This is a genomic window from Plantactinospora sonchi (genome assembly GCF_036422035.1).
GTDB lineage: Bacteria > Actinomycetota > Actinomycetes > Mycobacteriales > Micromonosporaceae > Plantactinospora > Plantactinospora sonchi.
In genome coordinates this window covers 85125-106983 of record NZ_JAZGQK010000036.1, presented here as the reverse complement: position 1 = coordinate 106983, position 21859 = coordinate 85125, and the positions used below count along the sequence as shown (strand labels likewise).

Below are 21859 nucleotides of genomic sequence, written 5' to 3'. Positions count from 1 at the left end.
GGACAAGCCGGGTCGACCGCGTCACCGGACGGGACGGTCAACCGGCCAGGTCGGCGAGCGTCGCCACCGCCTGCGTCAGTACGTCCGGCGGGTGGGTGGCGTAGCCGAGGACCAGTCCGGGCGGGCCGCCCGGATCGACGCGGAGCCGGGACAGCGGCAGGGGTCCGAGTCCGGCCTGCGCGGCGGACCGGGCCAACGTCACGTCGTCGGTCCCGTCCGGCAACTCCACCACCAGGTGCAACCCGGCCGCGATGCCGGAGATCCGCGCCGACGGCAGATACCGGCGTACCGCCGTCACCACCGCGTCCCGGCGGATCCGGTGCATCCGGCGCAGCCGCCGCAGATGCTGGTCGTAACCGCCGCTGGCGAGCAACTCGGCGAAGGCCAGCTGCTCCAGTACCGGGCCGCAGACGTCGGCGGCCAGTTTCCCGGACCGCACCGCCGCCCGCCACCGGGGCGGTACGGCCAGCCAGCCGAGCCGCAGCGCCGGAGCGAGCGCCTTGCTGGCCGAGCCGATGTGCGCGACCAGTTCCGGGGCGACTCCCTGCAGACAGCCGACCGGGTCGCGGTCGTACCGGAACTCGGCGTCGTAGTCGTCCTCCACGATCAGCCCGTCGACCCGGCGGGCCCAGCCGAACAGTGCCGTCCGCCGGTCCGGCGCCAGCACCACCCCGGTCGGGAACTGGTGTGCCGGAGTGACCAGTACCGCCCGTACGCCGGTGCGCTCCAACGCGGTCACGTCGAGCCCACCGGCGTCGACCGGTACCGGCACCAGACCCACCCCGTGCGCGACGAGGTGTTCGCGGATCGACGCGCTGCCCGGCTCCTCCATGCCGACGGCGGTGACGCCGGCGGCCCGCAGTGCCCCGGCCACCAGCCCGAACGCCTGTCCCGCTCCGGTGGTGGCGAACAGGTCGCCGGGGTGCACCCGGGCGGCCCGGACCCGGCCGAGGTAACCGGCGAGTTCGGCCCGGAGCCGGGGCGCACCGGCCGGGTCCCCGTAGTCGAGGTCGACGGCGCGGGCCTGACGCAGCGCCCGCTCGTACGCCCGCCGCCAGGCCACCCGGGGAAACATTCCCAGATCCGGTACGCCCGGCCGCAGCGGCCGGATCCGGTTCACCGGCTGCGCCCGACCGGACTCCCACCGGTCCGGCCCTTCCCGCCCGGACTCCCGTCGACCTGGTTCTGCCTGACCGGAGTCCTGCCGACCGGATGCCCGCTCCGGCTGGCCGGGCGCCACCGTGGTGCCGGAGCCGCGCCGGGACAGCAGCCTGCCCTCGGCGACCAACCGCTCGTACGCCTCCACCACCACGCCCCGGGAGAGCCGCAGGTCGATCGCGAGGTCCCGGCTGGACGGCAGCCGGTTGCCGGCGACAAGCCGACCGCTGACGATCGCGTCACGTAGTGCCCCGGTGAGCCGGTCGGCCAGCCCGGGGCCGGTGCGGTCGAACTCGACCAACGCTTCCAACAGCGCCAATTGGTCCTCCAGAATGCGACGCCAATGGACCTGTAGAGCGGACCATCCGCACCCTAGCCTCGGCCTCGTGACCAACTCGAACCTGGCTGCCGTCCTGCTCTGCGTCAGCGGAATGGTGATCGTCGGCAGCTCCGTGTCGATCAGCCAACTGATCCTCGACTACCCGCACCTCACCGGACAGGCGGCCCGGTACGCGCTGGCCGCCGTCGTGCTCTTCGCGCTGGCCCGTCGCTTCCCCGGGCTGCTGACCGGCGGCGGCCCCCGACCCGGTCGACCGACCCGGCGGGAACTGGTCATCCTCACCGCGCTCGCGGCGACCGGAATGGCCGGATTCAACGCCTGCATCCTGATCGCACTGCCGCACGCCGAGCCGGCCATGGTCGGCACCGTCATCGGGGCGGCACCGCTCGGCCTCGCCCTGCTCGGTCCGCTGTCCCTGCGCCAGCGCCCGGCCGGCCGGCTGGTGGCCGCCGCCGCGATCGTCGTCGCCGGAACGGCGCTGGTCCAGGGCAGCGGACGGGCCGACACGATCGGCGTACTCGCCTCGCTCGGCGCGTTCGGTGGGGAGATCGCGTTCACCCTGCTCGCCGCCGCCGTCCTGCCCCGGCTCGGGCCGGTACGGGTGGCGGCGTACAGCTGCGCGCTCTCCGTACCGCTGCTCCTGCTGGCCGCGCTGCCCGCCGGCGAGTACGCCCGACTGCGCCTGCCCACGCCGACCGAGGCGACCACCCTCGGCTACCTGGCCGCGTTCATGACCGTGGTCGCGTTCCTGGCCTGGTTCACCGGTCTACGCCACCTCGGGGTCGAACGGGCCGCTCCGCTGGTCGGGCTGATGCCGATCGCCACCCTGCTCACCGCCGCGATCCAGGCCGGCCGGCCACCGGAGATCGGCGCCAGCGCCGGTGTCCTCGTCGTCGCGCTCGGCATCGCCGTCGGTCTCTCCGCGCACGCCCGGCCGGTACCGTCACCCGACCCGGCGCACCGAATGGCGTCCGGCAGCGTGTGACATGACCGGGCCGCACGTCGCGAGACTGCACCAGCGCGGCAGGCGGCGGGCGGCCACCTCCGGGTGGCCGCCCCCCGTACCGCCGGCCGGTCCACCCACAAGGAGGAGCAGGGGCGATAAACCTCCTGGCCGTGGTCGGCGCCCCTAGCGTGGGACGGGTGGACAACCTCCGCCTGACCCGTCGGCTGCTGCTCAGCGGCATCGGCTCGACCGCGGTGGCGGCGGGTACGGCCGGCTGCGAATCAGGTCCGGGCCGGCGGCCGCCGCCGGAGGCGGTGGCCACGCCGCGCTCCCCGACACCGCACCGGACCGCCCCCGGGCGGACCGACGAGGCGTCGCTCCGCCGCCGGATCGCGAGTCTGCTGGTGGTCGGCTTCCGTGGCGAGCAGCTCCGCCAGGCCCCCTGGGTCAGCACGGCGATCCGCGACGGCCTCGGCGGGGTCATCCTCTTCGACCGCGACCTGAGTACGGACGCGGTCCGCAACATCCGCTCGCGACAGCAGGTCACCGCGCTGGTGAAGAGCCTGCGTCAAGCCTCTCCCCGGCTCATCGTCTCGATCGACCAGGAGGGCGGCCGGGTCGCCCGGCTCAACCCCGGCAACGGCTTCCCGGCCACCAGATCCGAGGCCGAGATCGGCGCGGCGAACTCCACCTCGACCACCCGTAGCTGGGCCCAGGGGCTGGTGCAGGAGCTGACCTCGGTCGGCGTCACGCTCAACTACGCGCCGGTCGTCGACCTGAACGTGAACCCGAACAATCCCGCGGTCGGCAGACTCGGCCGCAGCTTCTCCGCCAACGCCGAGGTGGTGGTGAAGAACGCGACCGAGGAGATCCAGGTGCACCGGGCCGCCGGGATCAAGACCTCGCTCAAGCACTTTCCCGGTCTGGGCAGCGCGACCGCCAACACCGACTTCGCGGTGGCCGACGTCAGCGACTCGTGGCGTCCCACCGAACTCGAACCGTTCCAGCGGTTGATCAGCGCCGGTGCCGCCGACTCCGTCCTGGTCGGCCACGTACTCAACCGGCAGCTCGACCCGGACCGCCCGGCCTCGCTGTCCCGGGCCGTCGTCACCGACCTGCTCCGGGGCCGGCTGGGTTTCAAGGGCCCGGTGGTCAGCGACGACATGCAGGCGGTCGCGATCACCAGCCGGTTCGGCCGGGACGAGGCCGTCGCGCTCGCCCTGGCGGCCGGCGTCGACCTGCTCGTCTTCGGCAACCAACAGGTGTACGACCCGAACATCGTCACCGAGACGGTCAGCGGGGTGCTGAACCTGGTCCGGTCGGGACGGTTGACCGAGGCCCGGATCGACGAGTCGGTCGCCCGGGTCGACGCGCTCCGCCCGAAGGGCTGACAGCGGGGCGCACCGTCAGTGGAAACAGTGGACCGACCGAAGTGCTCGACCCTCGCCCCGGGCGCTCATTCGGCGGGGCGCTCGGCGGCCCGGAGCGTCGCCGCGTGGTCCAGGGTCGCCTGCCGCAGCGCCGCCTCGGCGTCCAGCCCGGCCGCCCGGGACCGGGCCACCGTCGCCAACAGTTCGGCGCCGAGCCGTGCGGCGGGCGCCGACTCCGCCGTCGGGGACGGCAGCGGCACCTCCAGGCCGGCCCGGTCGGCCCGGTGCAGGACCTTCGCGGCCAGCGCCAGCGCCGGCTGGGAGAGCGCGATGCCGTCGAGTGCCGAGGCGCGGGGTTTCTCGGTCCGCTTGATCTGCTCCCAATTCTCGGTGATCTCCTCGATGGTCTCCGCCGACACCCCGGCGAAGACGTGCGGGTTGCGCCGAATCATCTTCGCCACCAGCCCGCCAGCGACGTCGTCGATGTTCCAGCGTTCACCGTCGGGAAGTTCCTCGGCGAGCCGGGCGTGCAACACCACCTGCAGCAGTACGTCGCCGAGTTCCTCGCGGAGCGCGACCAGGTCTCCGGCGGCGATCGCGTCGTACGCCTCGTAACACTCCTCGAGCAGGAACTGGGCCAGGGTGGCGTGCGTCTGGGCCCGCTTCCACGGGTCACCGCCGGGCGACAGCAGCCGGTCCATGACCGTCACCGTGTCGAGCAGCCGGGCACCGGGCGGATCCCAGGAGCCGTACATCAGTTCCAGCTCGGCCAGCCCCGGTTCGCGGGCCAGTCGCAGCCCCAACTGTCGGGCCAGGTCCTCGTCGCCGGCCGGGCCGGCCAGCCAGGTCGCCGTACCGTGCGCGGCCGCCGTGGCCAGCAGTGCCGGTACCGGGTCGTCGGTGACGGTGACCTCGGCACCCGCCGCGCGCACGGCCGTGGTCAGCTCGCTCTCCGCCGCCGCCAGGACCGGATGGGCGCGTACGACGTCCCAGGCGGCGGCGGTCAGCAGCCCGGCCGGCAGCCGGGGCGAGGTGACCAGCAGGACGATCCGGGCGGTCTCGTCGGGCACGGTCATCTCGGTGGCGCGTTCCGTCGTCGTGTCTCGGTGGTCGGCCCGGTGGTCAGCGGGCGTCGACCACCATGTCCGGTCCTTCGTCACCGATCTGGACGACCACCAGGGCCGCGTCACCCAGCAGCAGCAGCGGGTACTCCTGCTGGCCGTAGCGGGGGTTGAGCTTCACGCGGTAGTCGGCCACCGCGGTGGTCAGCGTCTGGCGCAGGGCGAACCCGCCGCGCAGCGTGTCGCCGTCGTACCGCTGCCGGACCTGCTCGACGTCCACCTCGGGCGGCATCACACCGGCGGCCTGGCCACGGGCCATCAGGTCCGCCAGGTCCTGCTGGCTCGGCGCCACCGGTTGCCCGGTCGGCGCGGCGGAGATGCAGCTCTGCAGGTTGATGGCGTGCTGCACGTAGCGGGAGCCCACCGGCAGGCCCTGCTGCCCGGCCCACTCGTCGGCCGGGGGTGCCTGCGCCGGCTGGAAGCCCTTGTCGGCGGCGAGGCGGCGGCAGACCTCTTCCATGACCAGCACCCGGACGACCTCTCCTCGGGTGGGGGCCTTGACGGTCGACTCCGGTGGCGCACCGGCCTCCGGGGCACCGGCCTCCACGGTCGGGGTTGACGTCGGCGGCACCTTGCTCTTCGCGTCGTTGAGCACCGAGGTCACCTCGTTCTCGGTGATCTTCCGATCACCGACGTACGCGGCGACGTTGGGCTCGGAGCGGCAGGCGGAGAGAGCGGTGGTGCCGAGCACGGCAATGACCGCGATCGAAGCCAGACGACGGGCACGCTGCATGCCCGACACTCTCTCACGCGCCGCTGAGCCGCCGCAGCCGGGCCACCCCCGCTTCGGTGGCCGGTCTGTCGGAGTCCGACCCTACGATGATCACCGTGCGACACCCAGTGTGGGTGGCCCGCCTTCCCCGTGCCCGGGCGGCACGCGGAACCGACGCGGGCCGGGCGGGGAACGGCGACTCCAACAGAGCGGGAGAACAGATGACGGACGAGATCCTCACGCCCGAGGACGTGTCGACCGACCGGCTGCAGAAGATCTTCGACCAGGCATACCTGGAGACGTCGATCGACGACGACGGCGACCTGGAGGTTACCGACGGCATCAGCTGCTGGGTGCGGGGCAGTTCCGACGGCCGCCGGATCCAGCTGATGACCCTGGTCCAGGCCGATCCGGCGGCCACCATGGAGTCCCGTCTCCAACTGGCCAACCGGATCAACGACGAGATGATGGTCGTCCGGGCGGCCGCCACCGGCGAGGACGGCTTCTGCTTCGACCACTACCTCAACGTCGCCGGTGGCCTGCCGGTCCGCAACCTGGTGATGTCCGTCCGGGACTTCCTGCACGCGGTACGCGCCGCCTTCCAGTTCGACGAGGCGGGCATCCTCGGCTGACGCTCCGACGGAGTCCGGCCCCGACGCCCGGCGGCGTCGGGGCCGGGCTGGTCACCGGCTCGCCGTGGCCGCGGCGCCGACCTCGCCGAGCACGTCGCGCAGCAGCTGCGCGCACCAGTCCAGCAGGGCCTGGTCGCGCAGCGGCTCGCCGCCGATCCGCCGGGTCGTCGGCCGGGGGACGCTGACCTGGTCGGTCGCCGCCTTGTAGACCGCGTCCGGGTGGTAGCGCTTGAGCCGCAGCTGCTTCGAGTCGGGCAGCGGCAGCGGCGAGAACCGTACGTGCCTGCCCTGCATCGAGACGTCGGCCAGCCCGTACGCCCGGACCAGCAGCCGGAACCGGGCCACCGCGACGAGGTTGACCACCTGCTCCGGCGGCTCGCCGTACCGGTCGGTCATCTCGGCGACCACCTCGGTCAGTCGTGCCTCGTCCCGGGCCTCGGCGAGCTTGCGGTACATCTCCAACCGCAGCCGCTCCACCGCGATGTAGTCGTGCGGCAGGTGCGCGTCGATCGGGAGATCGACCTTCACCTCGGTCTCCTCCTCGGGCCGCTCGCCCTTGAACGCCTGCACCGCCTCGCCGACCATCCGCACGTAGAGGTCGAAGCCGACCCCCTCGATGTGCCCGGACTGCTCGCCGCCGAGCAGGTTGCCGGCACCCCGGATCTCCAGGTCCTTCATCGCCACGTACATGCCGGCGCCCAGCTCGGTGTGCTGGGCGATGGTGGCCAGTCGCTCGTGCGCGTGCTCGGTCAGCGGCTTCTCCGCCGGATAGAGGAAGTACGCGTACGCCCGTTCCCGACCCCGGCCGACCCGGCCCCGGATCTGGTGCAGCTGGGCCAGGCCGAGCAGGTCGGCCCGCTCCACGATCAGGGTGTTGGCGTTCGGGATGTCGATCCCGGACTCCACGATCGTGGTGCAGACCAGGACGTCGTACTCCTTCTCCCAGAAGCCGACCATGACCTTCTCCAGGGCGTCCTCGCCCATCTGCCCGTGCGCGACCGCGACCCGGGCCTCCGGCACCAGCTCCCGGATCCTGCGCGCCGCCCGGTCGATCGACTCGACCCGGTTGTGCAGGTAGAAGACCTGGCCGTCGCGGAGCAGCTCACGGTGGATCGCCGCGGCGACCTGCTTGTCGTCGTACGCCCCGACGAAGGTCAGCACCGGGTGCCGCTCCTCCGGCGGGGTGGCGATGGTCGACATCTCCCGGATGCCGGTGATCGCCATCTCCAGGGTCCGCGGGATCGGCGTCGCCGACATGGTCAGTACGTCGACCGCGGTCCGCAGCTGCTTCAGGTGCTCCTTGTGCTCGACCCCGAACCGCTGCTCCTCGTCGACGATCACCATGCCGAGCTGCTTGAACCGGGTCGCCGACTGGAGCAGCCGGTGGGTGCCGATGACGATGTCGGCGCTGCCGTCGGCGGCCGCCTCCAGGGTCAGCTCGGCCTCCTTCGGCGTCTGGAACCGGGACAGCTGCCGGATCTGCACCGGGAACTGCCCCATCCGCTCGCTGAAGGTGTTGTAGTGCTGCTGGGCCAGCAGGGTGGTGGGCACCAGTACCGCCACCTGCTTGCCGTCCTGCACCGCCTTGAACGCGGCCCGGACCGCGATCTCGGTCTTGCCGTAGCCGACGTCGCCGCAGATCAGCCGGTCCATCGGGACCGACTGTTCCATGTCCCGCTTGACCTCCTCGATCGCCGCCATCTGGTCCGGCGTCTCGGTGTACGGGAAGGCGTCCTCCAGCTCCCGCTGCCACGGGGTGTCCGGGGCGAACGCGTGCCCCTTCGACGCCCGGCGGGCGGCGTAGAGCTGGACCAGCTGGGCGGCGATCTCCCGGACCGCCTTGCGGGCCCGGGCCTTCGCCTTCTGCCAGTCCGAGCCGCCCATCTTGTGCAGCGTCGGGGTCTCGCCACCGACGTACCGGGAGAGCTGGTCGAGCTGGTCGGTGGGGACGAAGAGCCGGTCGCCGGGCTGGCCGCGCTTGCTGGCGGCGTACTCGATGACCAGGTACTCCCGCTCGGCGCCGTTCACCGCGCGCTGCACCAGCTCGACGTACCGGCCGATGCCGTGCTGCTCGTGCACCACGTAGTCGCCGGCCCGCAGCTCCAGCGGGTCGATGGTGTTGCGCCGTCGGCTCGGCATCTTGCGCATGTCCCGGGTCGACGAGCCCCGCCCGCCGGTGATGTCGTTGCCGGTCAGGACCACGAACCGGGCCGCCGGGTCGAGGAAACCGTGGTTGAGCGAGCCGCAGGTGACGACCAGCTCGCCGTCGGCCGGCTCGGTCGTGATCTCCTCGGCGGTGGCGGCGCCGAGCCCGGCGTCCCGGAGCACCTCGACCGCCCGCTGCGCCGGCCCGTGCCCCTCGAAGACCAGTACCACCGCCCAGCCGTCGCCGGACCAGCGCTTCAGGTCCTCGACCACCCGGGCGGTCTCGCCGTGGTAGAGCGGGGTCGGCTGGGCGGCCAGCGCGAACGCCTCCCCGGTGTCCGGGGTGACCGTCACCTCGGGCTCCGGCTCCACCTCCCACGGCGCGACGGTGGCCGCCGGCCCGGGGCTCGCCTCGGTGAGCCCGAACGGTGACACCGACCACCAGGGCTGGTCGAGCGACGCGACGGTGGCGCGTACCTCGGCCAGGGTCTTGAAGGCGGCGGCGCCGAGGTCGACCGGGGCCTGGCCTCCGACGGCGGCCGCGGCCCAGCTCGCCTCCAGGAACTCCGCCGAGGTACGGACCAGGTCGTGCGCCCGGGTCCGGATCCGCTCCGGGTCACAGAGCAGGACGTGGGTGCCGGCCGGCATGCAGTGCGGCAGCAGTTCGAGGGAGTCGGCACCGACCAGCGCCGGTGCCAGCGACTCCATCCCCTCGACCGGGATCCCCTCGGCCAGCTTGTCCAGGATCTCGGCCAGCTCCGGGTGCTCCACCGACAGCGCGAACGCCCGCTGCCGCACCTCGTCGGTGAGCAGCAGTTCCCGGCACGGCGGTGCCCAGAGCGCCGGTACCGCCTCGATGGTCCGCTGGTCGGCGACGGCGAAGGTACGGATCTCCTCCACCTCGTCGCCCCAGAACTCGACCCGGGACGGGTGCTCGTCGGTCGGCGGGAAGACGTCCAGGATGCCGCCCCGGACGGCGTACTCGCCACGCTTGGTGACCAGGTCGACCCGGGCGTACGCCAGGTCGGTCAGCCGGCGGGCGGTCTGCTCCAGTTCCGCCTCGGCGCCGACCGCGAGCCGGACCGGTTCCAGGTCGCCGAGCCCCTTGAGCTGCGGCTGCAGCAACGAGCGGACCGGCGCCACCACCACCCGTACCGGCTCCTCGTGCCCGTCGTCGGCGTCCGGGTGCGCCAGCCGGCGCAGCACCCCGAGCCGCCGCCCGACGGTGTCGGAGCGGGGCGAGAGCCGCTCGTGCGGCAGCGTCTCCCAGGCCGGGAAGACCACCACCTGGTCCGGTGGCAGCAGGCTACGCAGCGCGGCGGCAAGATCGTCCGCCTCCCGACTGGTCGCCGTCACCGCCAACACCGGCCGGCCCGCACCCCCGACGTCCTCGGTCGCGGCGACGGCGGCGACGACAAACGGCCGCAACGCCGCCGGCGCCGTCAGATCCACCCCGTCCGCGTCCGACCCGCCGCCCCGGGCCAGGTCACGGGCCCTCGCCAACGCGCGGTCCCGCAGCGCGGCAGCCAACAACCCGGTAAGCACGGCCATGATCACACCCTCTTGCCACAACACCTGGGCACGCGGAACGAGCCCCGCGCCCAATCCGGACGGGGGGTCTGAGCTGTAAGGAAGGGCCCCTTGTTATCGCATTTTGTATAGGAAGGGCCCCCTCCTAACACCTGGGCCAAGCCTATCCCCTGAACCCGACGTACCCCGGACCACAGCCGACACCGCCCCACCATCCGGGCTGGCCGGTCCACGGACCCCGGTCGGACGTCAGCCACGCCGACCAGAAAAACGGACGAAAGGGTCGGCGGGGCAAGGTCGAACACTTTCCGGCCGACCGTCAGGGGGAGCCGACAACCCGGGGAGCCGTTCGCCGCGTTCACCTGTCGTGGGCCGTTCTCCGGAAAAGATCCGTCCAGGAAAGATCCGTCCGGGGAGGTGATCATGTCCGACTGGTACGACTACCCGGATGCCGACAACGACCGGATCCAGGCCCGGTGGCGTCGACTCGGACGTCCGGACGGCATGCTGTTCTACGAGGTGCGCTGCGCCAACGTCGAGAGCCGCTGGCGGGCTGCCCGGTCGACCGGGATCTTCACCGTCTGTCTGGCCCGGTCCGGCGGCTACCTGCGCCGGCTGAACGGACGCGAGCGGTTCGCCGACCCGACCTCGGCGCTGCTCACCGGCCCGGCCGAAGACCTCGTCGTCTCCCATCCCCTGACCTGCGGCGACATCTACACCGCGATCGAGATCGACGACGCGGTGCTGGCCGAACGGTCGGACGGCGAGCGGTGGCTGACCGGGGCCGGCTGGGACGGCCGGGTCTCCGACCGGCTCGACCTCGCACACCGGGCCCTGATCACGGAGTGCCTCCGCGGCATCGACAGCTTCGCGCTCACCGAACGGCTGCACCAGCTGCTCGACGGGCTGCTGGCCACCGGCGCCTCCGGTGGCGCGACGGACCGACCCGACGACGAACTGTCCCGGGCGGTCGGCCGCAGACCCGCGACGCTCGCCGCGCACCAGCGGCTGGTGAACCGGACCCGCGAGGTGATCACCGGCGGTGGTTACGCCCTCGGCCTCACCGAGTTGGCGCGGCAGGTCAACTGCTCACCACACCACCTGAGCCGGGTCTTCCACCGGGTCACCGGGCAGAGCCTCACCACGTACCGCACCCAGATCCGAACCCGGGCGGTGCTGACCGCACTGGCCGGCGACGACCTCGACACGTTGCGCGCGCTCGCCGCCGACCACGGCTTCGCCGACCAGCCGCACCTGACCCGTACGCTTCGTCGCCAGCTCGGTCACTCACCGGCTCAGCTGCGGGAACTTCTCGCCACCGCACCCTAGGCAGGTCTGTCCCCCACGCTACACCCGTCCTGGCGAACCGAGCACGGATGTTCAACGCGCCCGGCCGAGCGGCCCGGGAACATGAGGGCAGGGGTACTGCCGCCCCGACCACCGGCCGAGGTCGGTTCGTCGGACGCCACACCGGCGTCACCGGGAGCGGTGTGGGAGTGCGCGGACCTGCTCGGGGAGGCCCGCAGCTTCCACACCATCCCCAATCCTGTCGCCGACCTGGCGAGCCCGCGCCGCCGCGCCCTACAAACGGGAGGGTGGCGAGACAACTACGGTCGGTGTGGTCACTCGTGACTACCATGCGGGCGTGTCCGACATCGATCCGCAGTCCGCCGTCAGCACGGTGTGGAAGCAGCAGAGTGTCTGGTCGCGGGCGGCCAACGCGACGCGACGCCGGATCATCCGGGCCCGGCGTACCGTCGCGGGGCTCACCATCGGCGCGGCGACGGCCGGCGTCGCCGCCGCGCAACTCGGCGACGTCCACCGGGACGTGAGCCGGATCCTCGCGGTCCTCGCGGCCTCGGCGCTGCTGCTGGTACCGCTGGCGGCGCGCGGGACGGCCCGGGAGAGGATCGACGCCTGGACGCGGATGAGGTCGATGTCCGAGGCGCTGAAGGCGGAGACGTTCCGGTACCTGGCCGGGGTCCACCCCTTCTCCGGCCCCGACCGGGCGGCTGTTCTCCTGGAGCGCTTCGACGCGCTGACCGACGACGCGGCCGACCTGCTCGGACACACCGTGGGTCTCAGGTCGGACGCCGGACCGCTGCCCGAGGTGACCGACCTCCCCTCCTACCGCAGGCACCGGGTCCAACGGCAGTGCGAGCACTACTACCGGCCCGCGGCGCGACGGATGGAACGGTCGGCGACAGCGATCCGCCGGGTGACCGTCGGACTGACCCTGGCCAGCGCGGTGCTGTCCGGTGTCGTCGGGGTCTTCGGCAACGCCACGCTCGCCGCCTGGGTCGGTGTCCTCGCCACCGCCACCTCCGCCCTCGTCGGGTACGGGGCAGCGCAGCAGTACGAGCACCTTCAGATGGAGTACGCGCGAACGGCCGACCGGCTGGAGCGTCTGCAGCACGCCCGGGACACGGGTCGGGCATACACCGACGACGATTCCTTCGTGGCGGAGGCGGAGCGGATCGTCTCAGTGTCGAATGAGGCGTGGCGAGCAAAGTTGATCGAAGAAGTCAGCGTAGAGCAATCGTGACTTAACAGGCCGTGTTATATATGCTCACTCACAATCGCCGTCCGACCGCAAGGTGACCCGTCGACCCTTCGAGTCCAAAGGGGACCACCGTGGAGCGCACCTCAGGCCCGTCGACCCCGCCTCCGATCCCGCCACTGGATGACCTCCGGCGTACGCCGCTGGGCAGGATTCCGATCGCCCGGGCCCACGCCGTGACCCGCTCGGCCAATCGCGCCGGTGGCGGCCAGGCGGCCGTAGATGTCGCAGCCTTCTCCTCTTCGATCTGAGACCGACGGATCCGGCGTACGGACCGGCCGCGCCGCGCCGCTGAGCCAGTATGTCCTGAAGCTGGCAAGTCGCTGCGATCTCGCCTGCGACCACTGCTACGTCTACCAGCACCCGGACCAGAGCTGGCGGCGGCAACCGCGAATCATGGCACCGGCCACGGTGACGATGGCCGCGAAACGGGTCGCGGAACACGCCGCCACACACCGGCTCGAGTCCGTCCGGGTGGTGCTGCACGGTGGGGAGCCGTTGCTCGCCGGCCCCGCGGTCCTGCGGAGCACCGCCGACGAACTGCGGCGGTGGATCGAACCGGTGACCGGTCTCGACCTGCGCATGCAGTCCAACGGACTGCTCCTGAGCCCGGAGATCTGCGACATCCTCGTCAGGCACGAGATCAAGATCGGGATCTCGCTGGACGGAGACGCCGCCGCCAACGACCGGCACCGGCGGCACGCCAACGGTGCGAGCAGCCACGCCCAGGTGCGGCAGGCCCTCGAGCTGCTGCGCCGTCCGGAGTACCGCGAGGCGTACGCGGGGCTGCTCTGCACCGTCGACCTCGCCAACGACCCGATCGGGGTGTACGAGGCCCTGCTGGCCGAGGATCCGCCGCAGATCGACTTCCTGCTGCCACACCACAACTGGGACCGACCGCCGGTCCGCCCGGCGGGCGAGCCGACCCCGTACGCGCGATGGCTGCTCGCGATCCACCGCCGGTGGTCGGCGGACGGGCGGCCGGTGCGGATCCGACTCCTGGATTCGCTGCTGGCGACCGCCGCCGGGGGCGTGAGTCGTACCGAGGCGGTCGGCCTGGGTCCCGCCGACCTGGCGGTGGTCGAGACCGACGGCACGTACGAACAGGTCGACTCCCTGAAGTCCGCCTTCGACGGCGCGGCCGGCACCGGACTGGACGTCTTCCGGCATCCGGTGGACGACGTGGCGGCCCATCCGATGATCGCGGTTCGGCAGCTCGGCCTGTCCGGTCTGTCCGCGACCTGTCGGGAGTGCGCGGTGGTACGGCAGTGCGGGGGAGGGCTCTTCCCGCACCGCTACCGGTCGGCGACCGGCTTCGAGAATCCGTCGGTGTACTGCGCCGATCTGAAGGAGCTGATCACGTCGATGCCTGTCGGGTCGCCCGCGTCCACAACGGTTCCCGACCGGTTGACCGCCGCGGACTCGTTGAGCGAACGAGTGCTCGACGATCTCGGCTCCGGTCGCGGGACCGAGGAATCGGTACTCCAGCTCCCGGAAATCCAACTGTCGATGATCCGTGGCATGCTGCGCGACCTCGCCGAGTCGGCGGTCGGGACGCCGCTCGCCGAGCGTGGCTGGGAGTTGCTGGCCCACCTCGACGAGTCGGCCCCGGACGCGGTGCGGGTCGTCCTGGACCACCCGTTCGTACGGAGCTGGGCGGCCAGCCGCGGGGGCGGCTCCCCTCGACCGACCGCCAGCGACCTCCGTTACCTCGGCTGCCTCGCGGCGGCCGCCGCGATCCACGCCGGGTACGAGACCGACGTCGAGGTACCGGTCCGGGACGGGGTGCTGAACCTGCCGACGGTCGGCGCGTTGACGCTCGGCCCGGACGTCGGAACGGCCCTGCTCTCGGTCGGCAAGGAACACGTCCGGGTACGCGCCGACGACCACAGCGTCACCATCCGTCCGGGGCGGGACGGCAACGGTCCGGCCTGGCGGCCGCCGTTCCGGGTACCGGTCGGGAACAGGTCACTGCTGGTGGAGGACACCGACCCGTACCGGGACTGCTACGGCACGCTGACGGTGGCCGAGCATCTCTCCCCCGCCGCCACCCTGCGGTGGGCCGACGAACTGGACCGGGCGATCCGCCTGATCGACGAGGAGGCCCCGGGATACGCCCCGGGGGTTCGCGCCCTGTTGCACGCCGTGGTGCCGCTGCGGCCGGCCCCCGGCGGTGGACACCACAGCGCCTCCGCCGCCGTGGCCCCCGGTGCCGTCGCCATCACGCCGGTTCCGGACGACAAAGCCCGGGCGGTCCTCCTGGTGCACGAGGTGCAACACCTGAAGTTGAACGCGATGCTCGACGTCTGTGACCTCTACGACCCGGCGGAAACGAGGCGGGTCTCGGTAGGTTGGCGCGAGGAACCCCGTCCGGTCGGCGGCGTGTTGCACGGGATCTACGCCCACCTGGCGGTCGCGGACGTCTGGCGCGGCTGGTCCGGTCCGGTCGCCCACGGACACTTCCGGCAGTACCGGGAGTGGACCGGGGACGCCCTCGACAACCTCACGAAGCTCGGCGTGTTGACCCCGGCCGGCGAGCGGTTCGCCGCACGGATGCGCGAGACATTGGACAGCTGGTCGTGATCGGCGGGACCCACCCGTCGACCGGCCCGGAAGTCGGCATCGTCGGGCGGGACCGTCTGACCGTCGACCTGCGGGCCCTGGGTCTGACGGCCGGCGCGACCGTGCTGGTGCACTGCGCCCTGTCCCGGATCGGACCGGTCGTCGGTGGGCCGGCCACGCTGCTGGCCGCCCTCCTCGACGTACTGGGTTCCGCCGGAACCCTGGTGGTTCCGACGCAGACGGCGGGCAACTCCGTCACGTCCCGCGCCTTCCGTGACGCCACGGCCGGCATGACCGCCGCGCAGATCGCCGAGGCGGAGGCCGACATCCCACCGTTCGACCCGGACCACAGCCCAGCAGAGGGCATGGGTGTCCTCGCCGAGCACGTCCGGCAACAGCGCGACGCGGTACGCAGCCGGCATCCGGAGACGTCGTTCGCCGCGATCGGCGCCGGGGCCACGGCGTTGACCGCCGTCCACGACCTGGAGTGTCATCTGGGCGAACGCTCGCCACTCGGCGTGCTGTACGCGGCCGACGCCGTCGTCCTGCTGCTCGGTGTGGATTACTCCGCCTGTACGGCGCTGCACCTGGCCGAGTACCGACGGCGGCGGCCGGCCGGCAACCGGAGCTACCGCGCCTACGTGCTGGACGAGGGTCGACGGGTCTGCCGCGACTTCCAGGCACTCGACCTGGACGACCAGGACTTTCCACTGATCGGTCGGGTGCTCGACGACACGCCGTTCGTTCGGATGGGCCGGGTGGGCAACGGTGTCTGTCGGCTCATCCGGATGCGACCGGCCGTCGACCTCGCGGGCGACTGGATGGACGAGCATCGCGGGCCGTAGCTGGGATGTCCCGAAGGGTTGCGGATGTCGATACTGTTGACAATCGAGGAGCGTCTCCGCCGGGCGGGAGCGGTAGGTGACAGAAGAACAGTTCGGGGTGGCCCCAGGTGCCCCCGTCTTCTTCCTCAGCTATGCCCACGCCAAGCACAGCACACCGGCACCACCGCAGGACGCCAACAAGAGGGTTCTCGATCTCTTCGTCGACCTTTCCAACCACGTGGTCGAGTTGCTCGGCCTCTCCGCCGGCAGTACGGCCGGCTTCATGGACCGCGCGCTCGACGGCGGACAGCGCTGGAGCGACGACCTGGCCTTCGCCGCCGGCCACTGTCAGGTGTTCCTCGCGCTGATCTCGCCCCACTACGTGAAGAGCCCCTGGTGCGCCCGGGAGTGGAACGCCTTCACCCGGCGACGGTATCGACTCCGGCCCGGAGCGCAGGCCTTCCCGGGGGAGACTCCGGTCATCCCGGTCAACTGGTCGGTGGTGGAGAAGCGGCAGATGCCCCAGGCGATCGTACGGAAGCAGATCTTCACTCCGACCCGCCTTCGGGGGCACATCGCCCCGGAGTACCACCACGAGGGCATCTACGGTCTGCTGAGTCTCGGCGCCAACGGCCGCGACACCTACGACGCTGTCGTCTGGCGGCTGGCCCAACGCATCGCCAGGGCGTTCCACACCCACTGGGTCGAGCCACAGGTCCCGGAGAACATGCGGGAGCTTCCCGACACGTTCGAGGAGGACGAGCATGAGCTGGACTGATCCCGCCATCTCGACCCACTCGGCGGAACAGCGCCGCCGGGACCAGGACCCTGACACCTACTTCTTCCTGAGTTATGCACACTCCGTCCCGTACTCCTCCGCGGACGACCAGGCGGCCCATCAGCCGGCGAACGACCCGGCACCTCACCAACCGCCTCCCCGACCGGACACGGACCACTGGGTCAGTCGGTTCTTCGGGCGGCTGGAGCAGGAGGTGACCCGGCGGGCCACGAAGATCAGCAAGCACAGGGTGTCGGCCGATCCGACGCCCGCCAGCCTCGGCTTCTTCGACGGCCGGGTCTCCCCCGGTGCGGACGGCAGACGGGTTCTCGCCGAGGCGCTCAGTGTCGCGCACGTCTTCGTACCCCTCTACTCGCCGAACTACTTCAGCAACGGATGGGCGCTCGGCGAGCGGGAGTCCTTCCTGGCCCGGCTCGCCCGACTGCGTCCCGCCGACGCACGGCGGCACGTCCTGCCGGTGCTGTGGAGTCCCTTCCCACCCGGGCACGACCGGCCGGAACTCACCGAGGCGCTGGACCTGGTCACCGATCCCGAGTACGCGGAGAACGGCCTGCGTGTCCTCAGCAGGCTGCGCGCCTACCGCACCCAGTACGACAGCATCCTGGAGACCCTGGCCGCGCGGATCGTGACGGTGGCCGAGAACGAGCCGCTGCCCCGTTCGCCGGCCACCGTGCTGACCAGCAGGCCACCGACCGAGGAGGACGGCACTCCGCTCGTGGTGACCGTGCTCGCCAGGGCGGGGACGGTACGGTGGCGGCCGTATGCGGGCCAGCACGAACTACCCGTCGCCGAGTACGTCGCCGCGACCGCCGAGCGGCTCGGTCTGCCGACCCGGATCGTCGACTTCACGGACGCGCGTGACCAGGCCATGGAGTGCCCGGCCATCGTGTTGATCGACGGCGAGCTGGGTGAGCCGGAGATCAGGGTCGCGGTGTCGGGACTCCCCCGCTGGGTGGTTCCGATGGTCATCGGGACGGACGGTGCGCGTGGCACGGCCGCCGCCGAGCGGATCGCCGGTAGCTTGCAGGACGCCGGACTGCCTCAGGTGAGGCCACTGCACAAGGTGGACGAGTTCGAGCGGAAGGCGCCACTGCTGGTGATCGAGGCACGCAAGCAGTTCCTCAGGCACGGGCCGGTCAATCCGCCGGCCGGGCCATCCACCCCACGCCCGAGCCTGCGGCCGGGCGACACGTCGTCGGTACGGCGAGTGCAGGAGGAGGACCTATGACCCAGGGGCGTGACGGCCAGGTCATCACCTTCTATTCCTACAAGGGCGGCACCGGCCGCACGATGGCACTGGCCAACACCGCGTGGATCCTCGCCGCGAACGGGCAACGCGTGCTCGTCGCCGACTGGGACCTGGAGTCGCCCGGTCTGCACCGCTTCTTCGCGCCGTTCCTGGACCCGGAGCAGGTGGCCACCACCGGTGGCGTGATGGACCTGATCCTCGACTACGAGTGGGAGAACACCCGCCGGCCCAGGTCGGCCGGGACGGACGGCGGGCCCGCCGACACCCCGCCGGACTGGCACCGGCAGCTTGCCCGGGTGGAGAAGTACGCCTTCTCGATCTCCTGGGACTTCCCCGGCGGCGGCAGTCTCGACCTGCTGCTGGCCGGTCGGCACAACCCCGACTACGCCACCAGCGTCACCGGGCTGAACTGGGACAACTTCTACAACCGGCTCGGCGGAGCGCTGTTCTTCGACGCGTTGCGCGATGACATGAAACGTCGCTACGACTACACGTTGGTCGACAGCCGTACCGGTATCAGCGACGTCGCGGAGATCTGCACCATCCACCTGCCCGACGTGCTCGTGGACTGCTTCACCCTAAGCGACCAGGGGATCGACGGTGCCGCGGATGTCGCCGCCCGGGTCCGCGACCACGAGGGCAAGCGGGTACGCCGGGTCCTGCCCGTGCCCATGCGGGTGGACGAGGGCGAGAAGGAGAAGGCCGACGCCGGCCGGGCGGTCGCCATGCGGCGCTTCGCCGGTCTGCCGGCGGGGATGACGGAGAGCGAGCGGAGGGACTACTGGCTCAGCGTCGCGGTGCCGTACCGGGCGTACTACGCCTACGAGGAGACGCTTGCCACCTTCGGCGACGTACCGGGCAGTCAGACCACCCTGCTCTCCGCGTACGAGCGGCTGACCGCGCACGTCACCGGCGGGCGAATCTCCGCCCTGCCACCGATCGACGAGGCACTGCGCCGGCGGACGGTGCACCGTTTCGAGCGCAAACCGGCGATCGTCGACGAACCCATCGCCGTCCGGTACGTACCCGCCGACCAGGCCTGGGCGGAGTGGGTGCAGAGTGTGCTCAGCGGGGCAGGTCTGCGTGTGCTGACGGTGCCGGTGGGCGAGCCGGCACCGGTGACCTCCGCGCCCGGATTCCGCGATCTTGTGCTCCGCTCCCGGAACAGCCTCGCGGCACTGGCCGACAGCGCAGGCCCGTCGACGTACTCCCCGGCGGCCGCGGCCACTCTCGCGGTCCACGTCGACGACTCGCCACCCCCCGCCGACGCCGCCGCCGGCAGCTGGATCTCGCTGCACGAACTCGCCGCCGGGGAGGCAACCCGGAAGTTGCTGGACTTCGTCGGCCTGCCGCAGACCGGCCAGAGCACAGCGGTGCCGCGCGGCGCCCGCTATCCCGGGGTCCGGGCGCCGGTCTTCAATCCACCCGGCCGCAACGCCCGGTTCACCGGTCGTGAGCAGCTCCTGGTGCGGCTGCGCGACGAACTGCGGGCCGGCGGCAACGACGGCATCCCGGTGGCGCTGCGCGGCGGCCCGGGCATCGGCAAGACGCAACTGGCGATCGAGTACGCGCACCGGTTCCGCGGCGCCTACGACGTCATCTGGTGGATCCACGCGGACCCGCCCCAGTTCGTCGACGTCGCGATCTCCGACCTCGGCGCGGAACTCGGCCTGCCCGCACAGCCGACCATCCCGGAGATGACCCGGGCCGTACGGCAGCAGCTGAGCCGGACCGACGGCGGACAGCCGCTGCAGTGGCTGCTCGTCTTCGACAACGTCGACCAGTACGAACACGTCCGGGCCTTCCTGCCGCAGGGCCGGGGGCACGTTCTCGTCACGACGCGGAACCCGGACTGGGGGGATCTGGCCCGGTCCGTCGACGTGGAGGCGTTCGAGCGGGCGGAGAGCGTGGCCCATCTGCGGGCCCGGATCGGCGAGGGCTCGATCACGGTCGCCGAGGCCGAGCGGGTCGCCGACGCTGTGGAGAACATCCCGATCTTCGTCGCCACCGCGGGTGCCTGGCTGGCGGACACCGGGACGCCGGTTGACGACTACCTGGCCGGCATCGAACAGACCGGGCCGGGCCGGGACCTGTGGGACCAGCCCCTGCAGCGGCTCCGGGAGAGTTCCCCGGGCGCGTACCGGCTCCTCCAGCTGGCCTCGGTCCTCGCTCCGGAGATCTCGCTCAACCTCCTCTACGGCGACGAGGTGGCGAAGGTGATCGCGCCGCACGACCGGGCGGTCGCCATCCAGGTCGCCGACCGGGTCTCGAAGCGGGACATCGCGGCGGCGCTCGTGCAGCGGATCAACCGGCTGGCGCTGGTCAAGGTGGACCTGCACGCCCAACAGGTCCAGGTCCACCGGCTGCTGCAGGCCGCGCTCCGGGACCGGATGTCCGAGGACGAACTGGCGGCGGTGAAACACGACGTGCACCTGGTGCTCGCCGGCTCCCGCCCGTCGGGCGAGGTCGACGACCCCGCGCTGCACCCACGCCTCCGGATCCTCTGGCCGCACCTCGACGGCTCCGAGGCGGTCACCTGCCCGGACGAGGACGTCCGTCAGCTGGTCATCGACCGGGTCCGCTACATCTACCTGCTCGGCGGCTTCGAGCAGGGCGCACGCTACGCGGAGCAGGCGGACACGGCCTGGTCGCGCCGGCTCGCCGACCTCGATCCGGAGAGCGAGCGGCACCGCAAGCTGCGGGTCCAGTTGCTGCACCTGCGGTTCAACCGGGCGAACCTGCTCCGGGGCCTCGGCCGGTTCACCGACGCCTACCAGCTCGACCGGGAGACCCTGAGCGCGCAGGAGGCCCTGATCGGCGAGACCCACCCGCACGCCGTGATGACGGCCGGCGGTTACGGTGGCGACCTGCGCGCCCTCGGCCGGTACCGCGAGGCGCTCGAGCGCGACCTGCGGACGTACGCGGGTTCGGTCGACACGTTCGGTGAGGACCATCCTCGTACCCTGCGTGCCTCCAACAACCTCAGCGCCTCCTACCGGCTCATCGGCGACTTCCGTCGGGCACTCGAAACCGACGAGCGCACCTACCGCCGGCTGCGGGTCGTGCTCGGTCCCGAAGACCCCCAGACCCTGCTGTCGGCCAACAACCTGGCCCGGGACCTCCGGGAGGCCGGGGAGTACGAGGCATCGGTGAACCTGCTGCACGGGGTGGTGGAGGGCTACCGGAACCTGCTCGGCGAGCAGTCCCGGGACACGCTCAACGCGAGGACGAACCTGGGCGCCTCGCTGCGCAGCACCGGAGAAATCAACAAGGCGGCGGAGCTGCTCGACGAGGTCTACGAGCGACTGCGGATCAACCTCGGGCCGGCCAGTCCGGACACCATGTTCGCCCGGCTCAGCCGCGCGGCGAACCTGCAGATGACCGGCGAGGCGGAGCGCTCCAGGGCAGAGCTGGTCGCGACCGAGGAACTGTTCGTCCAGGTGTTCGGCGCGGAGCACCCGTACGTGCTGGCCTGCCGTGAGAACCTCGCCGTGGCGTTCGCGGACCTCGGCGACCTGGCCACCGCCCGTACGCTGACCGTCGCCACCGCCGACGCGCTCGCGGACGCCCTCGGGGACATCCACCCGTTCACCATGGCGGCGGCGAACAACGTCGCGGTATTCACCATCCTCACCGGAGATTTCGCGCGGGGGCGTGCCCAGCTCGCGTCCACGGTCGAACGCCTCCGTGAGGTGTTCGGCGACGAGCACCCGGACACACTCCGCAGCCGGGGCAACCTCGCCATCGCGACCCAGGAGGAATCACCGGAAACCTCGAACATCGAACGCATCCGGATCGCCGACCGGCTCGCGAACCGGATCGGTCAACACCACCCGAGCGTGACGGGCTTGCGGGCGGGTCGCTATCTACGCCGGCTCCTCGACCCACACCCCTACTGATCGGCGCCGGGA

14 protein-coding genes are annotated in these 21859 nt (G+C 71.8%); 10 read left to right on the top strand and 4 right to left on the bottom strand.

Features of this window, described 5'->3' with window-relative positions; all coding sequences use genetic code 11:
* Window positions 1–37: 37 nt before the first annotated feature.
* Window positions 38–1477, bottom strand: a complete 1440-nt coding sequence (gene pdxR, locus V1633_RS33230) for a MocR-like pyridoxine biosynthesis transcription factor PdxR (RefSeq protein WP_331218282.1) — start codon at window positions 1475–1477, stop codon at window positions 38–40.
* Between the two features lie 67 nt (window positions 1478–1544).
* Between pdxR and V1633_RS33225 the strand changes: the two genes are divergently transcribed.
* Both V1633_RS33225 and V1633_RS33220 read left to right on the top strand, forming a co-directional pair.
* Window positions 1545–2483 (top strand): DMT family transporter, encoded by a 939-nt coding sequence (locus tag V1633_RS33225; RefSeq protein ID WP_331218281.1) that lies wholly within the window; start codon window positions 1545–1547, stop codon window positions 2481–2483.
* Between the two features lie 158 nt (window positions 2484–2641).
* Window positions 2642–3835: a glycoside hydrolase family 3 N-terminal domain-containing protein gene (locus V1633_RS33220; protein ID WP_331218280.1), complete on the top strand. Its 1194-nt coding sequence runs from the start codon at window positions 2642–2644 to the stop codon at window positions 3833–3835.
* Window positions 3836–3900: 65 nt separating this feature from the next.
* On the opposite strand, the gene V1633_RS33215 is transcribed toward V1633_RS33220, so the two are convergent.
* Both V1633_RS33215 and V1633_RS33210 read right to left on the bottom strand, forming a co-directional pair.
* On the bottom strand, window positions 3901–4890 hold the full coding sequence (locus tag V1633_RS33215) for a nucleoside triphosphate pyrophosphohydrolase (protein ID WP_331218279.1): 990 nt from the start codon (window positions 4888–4890) through the stop codon (window positions 3901–3903).
* 46 nt (window positions 4891–4936) lie between these two features.
* On the bottom strand, window positions 4937–5668 hold the full coding sequence (locus V1633_RS33210) for a hypothetical protein (protein WP_331218278.1): 732 nt from the start codon (window positions 5666–5668) through the stop codon (window positions 4937–4939).
* A 200-nt stretch (window positions 5669–5868) separates the two neighbouring features.
* On the opposite strand from V1633_RS33210, the gene V1633_RS33205 reads away from it, so the two are divergent.
* Entirely contained in the window at window positions 5869–6279 is a 411-nt protein-coding gene (locus V1633_RS33205) for a YbjN domain-containing protein (RefSeq protein WP_331218277.1), read from the top strand.
* 51 nt (window positions 6280–6330) lie between these two features.
* On the opposite strand, the gene mfd is transcribed toward V1633_RS33205, so the two are convergent.
* Entirely contained in the window at window positions 6331–9969 is a 3639-nt protein-coding gene (mfd, locus tag V1633_RS33200; RefSeq protein WP_331218302.1) for a transcription-repair coupling factor, read from the bottom strand.
* Window positions 9970–10377: 408 nt separating this feature from the next.
* Here mfd and V1633_RS33195 point away from each other — a divergent pair, with 408 nt between their 5' ends.
* The 7 genes from V1633_RS33195 (at window position 10378) to fxsT (ending at window position 21847) form a co-directional block, all read left to right on the top strand.
* On the top strand, window positions 10378–11283 hold the full coding sequence (locus V1633_RS33195) for a helix-turn-helix domain-containing protein (RefSeq protein WP_331218276.1): 906 nt from the start codon (window positions 10378–10380) through the stop codon (window positions 11281–11283).
* Window positions 11284–11599: 316 nt separating this feature from the next.
* Entirely contained in the window at window positions 11600–12499 is a 900-nt protein-coding gene (locus V1633_RS33190) for a DUF4231 domain-containing protein (protein ID WP_331218275.1), read from the top strand.
* Window positions 12500–12736: 237 nt separating this feature from the next.
* Window positions 12737–15097, top strand: coding sequence for an FxsB family cyclophane-forming radical SAM/SPASM peptide maturase (locus V1633_RS33185; protein WP_331218274.1), 2361 nt, complete (start codon window positions 12737–12739; stop codon window positions 15095–15097).
* Entirely contained in the window at window positions 15094–15921 is an 828-nt protein-coding gene (locus V1633_RS33180) for an aminoglycoside N(3)-acetyltransferase (RefSeq protein WP_407952152.1), read from the top strand. Before V1633_RS33185 ends, V1633_RS33180 begins: the two co-directional genes overlap by 4 nt.
* Before the next feature lie 76 nt (window positions 15922–15997).
* The gene (locus tag V1633_RS33175) at window positions 15998–16678 is read left to right on the top strand and encodes a TIR-like protein FxsC (protein WP_331218273.1); all 681 of its coding nucleotides are present in this window, start codon (window positions 15998–16000) and stop codon (window positions 16676–16678) included.
* Window positions 16665–17927 (top strand): hypothetical protein, encoded by a 1263-nt coding sequence (locus V1633_RS33170; RefSeq protein WP_331218272.1) that lies wholly within the window; start codon window positions 16665–16667, stop codon window positions 17925–17927. Before V1633_RS33175 ends, V1633_RS33170 begins: the two co-directional genes overlap by 14 nt.
* Window positions 17924–21847 (top strand): FxSxx-COOH system tetratricopeptide repeat protein, encoded by a 3924-nt coding sequence (fxsT, locus tag V1633_RS33165; RefSeq protein ID WP_331218271.1) that lies wholly within the window; start codon window positions 17924–17926, stop codon window positions 21845–21847. Before V1633_RS33170 ends, fxsT begins: the two co-directional genes overlap by 4 nt.
* Window positions 21848–21859 lie beyond the last annotated feature (12 nt).

Excerpts from the sequence above, each read along its gene's own strand:
- V1633_RS33215 (WP_331218279.1), bottom strand. The coding sequence starts at position 4,890 with ATGACCGTGCCCGACGAGACCGCCCGGATCGTCCTGCTGGTCACCTCG.
- V1633_RS33210 (WP_331218278.1), bottom strand. The coding sequence starts at position 5,668 with ATGCAGCGTGCCCGTCGTCTGGCTTCGATCGCGGTCATTGCCGTGCTC.
- V1633_RS33205 (WP_331218277.1), top strand. The coding sequence starts at position 5,869 with ATGACGGACGAGATCCTCACGCCCGAGGACGTGTCGACCGACCGGCTG.
- V1633_RS33195 (WP_331218276.1), top strand. The coding sequence starts at position 10,378 with ATGTCCGACTGGTACGACTACCCGGATGCCGACAACGACCGGATCCAG.
- V1633_RS33185 (WP_331218274.1), top strand. The coding sequence starts at position 12,737 with ATGTCGCAGCCTTCTCCTCTTCGATCTGAGACCGACGGATCCGGCGTA.
- V1633_RS33170 (WP_331218272.1), top strand. The coding sequence starts at position 16,665 with ATGAGCTGGACTGATCCCGCCATCTCGACCCACTCGGCGGAACAGCGC.
- fxsT (WP_331218271.1), top strand. The coding sequence starts at position 17,924 with ATGACCCAGGGGCGTGACGGCCAGGTCATCACCTTCTATTCCTACAAG.